General features: G+C 57.5%; 5 protein-coding genes and 1 pseudogene. 2 read left to right on the forward strand and 4 right to left on the reverse strand.

Going from position 1 to position 4175, the window contains the following annotated elements:
* Nucleotides 1–266 (reverse strand): annotated as a pseudogene (locus WKI84_RS12900) (hypothetical protein); the annotation flags it as partial.
* Between the two features lie 141 nt (nt 267–407).
* Between WKI84_RS12900 and WKI84_RS12905 the strand changes: the two are divergent.
* Nucleotides 408–1583 (forward strand): aminotransferase class I/II-fold pyridoxal phosphate-dependent enzyme, encoded by a 1176-nt coding sequence (locus WKI84_RS12905; protein WP_337863969.1) that lies wholly within the window; start codon nt 408–410, stop codon nt 1581–1583.
* A 24-nt stretch (nt 1584–1607) separates the two neighbouring features.
* Here WKI84_RS12905 and WKI84_RS12910 read toward each other — a convergent pair whose 3' ends face one another.
* The 3 genes from WKI84_RS12910 to npdG all read right to left on the reverse strand — a co-directional run bounded on the left by WKI84_RS12910 (nt 1608) and on the right by npdG (nt 3358).
* Nucleotides 1608–2132 (reverse strand): hypothetical protein, encoded by a 525-nt coding sequence (locus tag WKI84_RS12910; RefSeq protein ID WP_337863970.1) that lies wholly within the window; start codon nt 2130–2132, stop codon nt 1608–1610.
* A 193-nt stretch (nt 2133–2325) separates the two neighbouring features.
* Nucleotides 2326–2586, reverse strand: a complete 261-nt coding sequence (locus tag WKI84_RS12915; RefSeq protein WP_337863971.1) for a hypothetical protein — start codon at nt 2584–2586, stop codon at nt 2326–2328.
* 94 nt (nt 2587–2680) lie between these two features.
* Complete coding sequence (npdG, locus tag WKI84_RS12920; protein WP_337863972.1) at nt 2681–3358, reverse strand: NADPH-dependent F420 reductase; 678 nt, start codon at nt 3356–3358, stop codon at nt 2681–2683.
* A gap of 194 nt (nt 3359–3552) precedes the next feature.
* Here npdG and WKI84_RS12925 point away from each other — a divergent pair, with 194 nt between their 5' ends.
* Nucleotides 3553–4167 (forward strand): histidine phosphatase family protein, encoded by a 615-nt coding sequence (locus tag WKI84_RS12925; protein WP_337863973.1) that lies wholly within the window; start codon nt 3553–3555, stop codon nt 4165–4167.
* The last annotated feature ends 8 nt before the right edge of the window (nt 4168–4175 follow it).

A 4175-nucleotide genomic window follows, 5' to 3' on the forward strand; every position in this document is an offset into this window, starting at 1 on the left:
ATGTGGCCCGACGCGACAAAGACGCTCTTGCTCATTATCTGGCAGCCGTCTATCTCCATCATGCCGTCCCTCCGCACCAGCTGGCGCCTCCAGAGCTCGATGAACTTGTTCTTCAGGCCGACCCCGGACGGGCCGTACTCCCAGAACCCTGCCTGCGCGTCGGCGTAAATCTCGCAACTTGGAAAGTAAAAGCCCCTCTCGAGGGCGAGCTTCATGACCTTGTCGTAATCTGCTACTGCTGCTGATGCTGATGTGGCCGCTGCCATCTTGTCTCTCTACCTCTGCCTCTCTCTCTATGCGCAAGCTGCACTTGGACGTGCTTTTTATTGTTACCTCGCCCTTGGCGCGGATTGCAAAAGTTACCATAACAATTTATCTCGGTCACGCAACCGGCATGGTGCGCAAAGATGAAGGTCTCTGACAGGACGCACGGCGTCGAGTACGCCATCCGCGACATTACGGCGTACGCAAACAGGATAAGGGCGCAGGGCAAAGAGATAACCTACCTCAACATAGGCGACCCTGTCAAGTTCGATTTCAAGACGCCTGCCCACATAAAAAAGGCCCTCATCGACGCAGTCAACAGGGACGAGAACTATTACGCTGATTCGGAGGGCCTGCCGGAGCTTCGCCAGGCGATAGTGGAAAAAGAGTCGGAAAAGGGGCTCGACGTGACGCCGGACGACGTGCTCGTCACAAACGGCGTGTCGGAGGGGCTCGACATGACCCTTGCGTCCATCGTCGACCCAAACAGCGAGGTGCTGATGCCCGGCCCGTATTACCCTCCCTACTCCTCGTACGTCAAGTTCTACGGCGGCAGGCCTGTAGAATTCCGGCTGCACGAGGACGGCCGGCCGGACCTCGAAGACCTGCGGTCCAAGATAACCTCGCGCTCCCGGGCGCTGTGCATAATCAGCCCGAACAACCCGACCGGAGAAGTCTTTGACCGCAAGAGCCTGCAGCAGCTCGTCGACATTGCCACCGAGCACGACCTGTACGTCATCTGCGACGAGATTTACGACAAGATAGCGTTTGACTCGCAGTTCACGGGCATCGGCAAGGTCGCCAAGGACGCGCCTGTCGTGCTCTTGAACGGGTTCTCAAAGGCGTACCTGATGACCGGCTGGCGCTGCGGCTATGTCTGCATGAACAGCAGCTCCCGCAAGCTCGACCAGTTCAGGGAGGACGTGCCCAAGCTTGCCCGGGTGAGGATAGCGGCAAACCTGCCGGTGCAGCACGCCGCAGTCGCCGCGCTCAGGGGCCCGCAGGACCACATTCCGCAGATGGTGGACAGGCTGCGCAGGAGGCGCGACTATGTGGTCAAGAGGCTCAACGCAATGAGCGGCATCCAGTGCAGGCTGCCCCGCGGGGCGTTCTACGTCTTCCCCAAGATAGAGCTCGGCAGCCGGTGGAAGGACGACAAAGAGTTTGTCATCGACCTTTTGAACACCACGGGCGTGCTCACGGTGCACGGGTCCGGCTTTGGCTCTGCGTACGGCTCGGGGCACTTTAGAATAGTTTACCTGCCGCCTGAAGACCAGCTGGAAAAAGCGATGGACAGGCTGGAGCGGTTTCTGCGTTAGCTAGTTGGTCAGTCAGTCAGTCAGTCAGGCCATAGCCGCCGGTATCACGCCCTCGCCCACAAAGAGCTTTTTCGCCTCGTCGACAGGCATGTCGGCGCTTGGCAGTATGATGTCCGTCTTTACCATCTCGCCCGGCTCCACCGGCTTGCCCCGCTTGATCGCCACGTCGTTCAGCTCGACCAGCGCTTTTTTGAACTCGGCGTCGTCTGCCTTTTCAGACGCAACCATCTCGACCAGCGAGTCGTCTATCCGCTTGAGGCTCCCAAGCGTCCTTGCGTCGACGGTGAACTGGCCGTGCCCCATTATCCTGACCACCACGGCTGCTGCCTTCCTTGTTGCCGGCGGCGCCCCGGCTTTAGGCGGCCTCGGTCTGGCCCTTGCAACTTTTGGTTTCTGCTTCACTCTGGCACGAAGCCTCCTGCTGCTGCTACTGTTGCTATTTCTGCTGCTGCGCCGCACGGGCTTGCGGCGGACGGCCCTACGCTTGACCTTTGCTGCCGCCGCGCGGGCTTTGCTGCTACTGTGCTTGCTCTTGGGGCTCTTTTTCAAATACGCTTGTTCTAGAGTGTAGTTCCACACATCCCTGTCTTTAACTTTGCTAATTCTGTGCAGGTTTGCAGAGCTTGTGAAAATATTTCATATTCAACTTACTTTTTGTTGAAATTTTATCACAAAGCTGACCCGCTCATGGTGCACAATGCTCGACAATCGTCTTATTTTTGAGCTTTTATTGCTATTGCTGCTACCGGTTGAACCGGCGCCACTCGTGCTCGTCTGGCGGGCCATAGTCCTCTTTTTTCTTGAAATAGCCCCAAAATACCAGAAAGCCGCCTATGGCGAGCATGGCCACGACGAATTTTTCGTTCGTGACCTGGCCGTTGACAAAGTTGTCCAGGAACTTTTGCGTGCCGTTCTCGATGAGCCCTGCGGATGCGTCAAGGTAATAGAGCACCAGGTTCCTGATCGCGATGATGCCTGCGGCCACGAAAAAAAGGACGCCCATGGCAGTCATCCAGTTGCGCCCGCGCCGCTGATGCTCCCTCTCTTTCCACCGCATGGCCGATGTGTTATATACACAGATGCTCTGCTGATAACGTTTACGTCGTCAGCTTGACGCCGGGGTTCTTCATCTTGTTGCGGCGAGCGGCGTTCAGGAGCATCGGGGTGAGCACTTCTGCCTGGTACGTGAGGGCGAGCGGGCCAAGGTAGACAGGCCGCAGGCCGCTTATCTCGGAGACAAGCTCTGACAGCCTGGCCACGACTGCGGCATCGTCGCCGCAGATGAACGTGTCTGCGTCCAGGCTGAGCGCAGTGTTCTTTAACTTTACTTCAGATATGGTGTGGAACGCCGACACGACCCTGGACCTTGGGGCCATGCGCTCTGCCACAAGCTCTGCCGCCGGCTTTTTGCCCTTGTCTTCGAGCGGGATGTACGCAAAGCCGTTGTCGTTTCTGGTCATGGGCACTATGGGCGAGACCACGATGCAGTCGCTCCTGGTGTTGCCTGCCAGCTTGCCGCAGGTGTCGTCTATGAACTCGTACGGTATCGAGAGTATGAGCACGTCGCAGTCCTTGGCAAGCGAGATGTTGTCGTCGCCTGCGATGCTGCCTGCCATCGAAGGATATGCCTGCTTTGCCGCCGCCATATAGTTTGCAGCCGCCTCTTTGGCCTTCTGCGCTTCCCTTGACCCAACTATTACGTCGTGCTTGGCGCACCACCTTAGGGCAAAGCCTTCGCCCATGCCGCCGGTGCCACCTACGATTCCGATCTTCATATGTGGCTGATGCAGCAAGTGATTGCGATATTAACTTTGTCTGCATATGCGGCACTGCTCTTCTCCTTCTTGTTACCCTGCAGCCGCCGCTGGCAGCAAAAAACAAGAGATAACGACGACGACGCTGATGATGATGAAGAACTATGATGAAATAATTAAGTAGCCGGAAATGCGACAGAATCCCGTTGCCGCTGGTGATTTTCATGCGCCACGGGCAGGCGGAGAACAACGTGAACCGCATGCTGGTGGGCCGGCACCTGGAGTCGCACCTGACAGAATACGGGCGCCAGCAGGCGCAGGACGCCGCCCGCCACCTGAAGGGCGTGCGGATAGACAAGGTGCTTGTTTCGCCGGTGATAAGGGCTGTCGAGACTGCAAAAATAGTCTGCGACGAGATAGGGTCGGGCTATGACATTGACGAGCGGCTGTACGAGATAGAGCTGGGCAAGCTGGTGGGCATGAACTACGAGGAGGTCGTCACGAAATACGGCAACCTGTTTTTAAAGTTCTACGACGAGCACGACCCGGTGCTTGCAAGCTTTGGCGTCGAGCCTTTCACCGAGGTGAAAAAGCGCGTCAAGAGCCTGCTCGACGAGGTGGCAGAGAACCACGCGGACAGGAACGTGCTGTGCGTGACCCACCTTGACCCCATTAAAGCGGCGATATCCACCATACTCGACCTAAAGCCGGAGGCGCTCTACAGGTGGCACATACGGAACGCCGCACTGACCGTGCTAAAGCAGCAGGACAGGATCTATTCGCTGTCGGCCGTCAACGTGATGTCCATGCACCGCTACCCAAACGAGTAGCGACGACG

Source organism: Nitrososphaera sp., from assembly GCF_037447015.1.
GTDB lineage: Archaea > Thermoproteota > Nitrososphaeria > Nitrososphaerales > Nitrososphaeraceae > Nitrososphaera.

Excerpts from the sequence above, each read along its gene's own strand:
- WKI84_RS12905 (WP_337863969.1), top strand. The coding sequence starts at position 408 with ATGAAGGTCTCTGACAGGACGCACGGCGTCGAGTACGCCATCCGCGAC.
- WKI84_RS12915 (WP_337863971.1), bottom strand. The coding sequence starts at position 2,586 with ATGGGCGTCCTTTTTTTCGTGGCCGCAGGCATCATCGCGATCAGGAAC.
- npdG (WP_337863972.1), bottom strand. The coding sequence starts at position 3,358 with ATGAAGATCGGAATCGTAGGTGGCACCGGCGGCATGGGCGAAGGCTTT.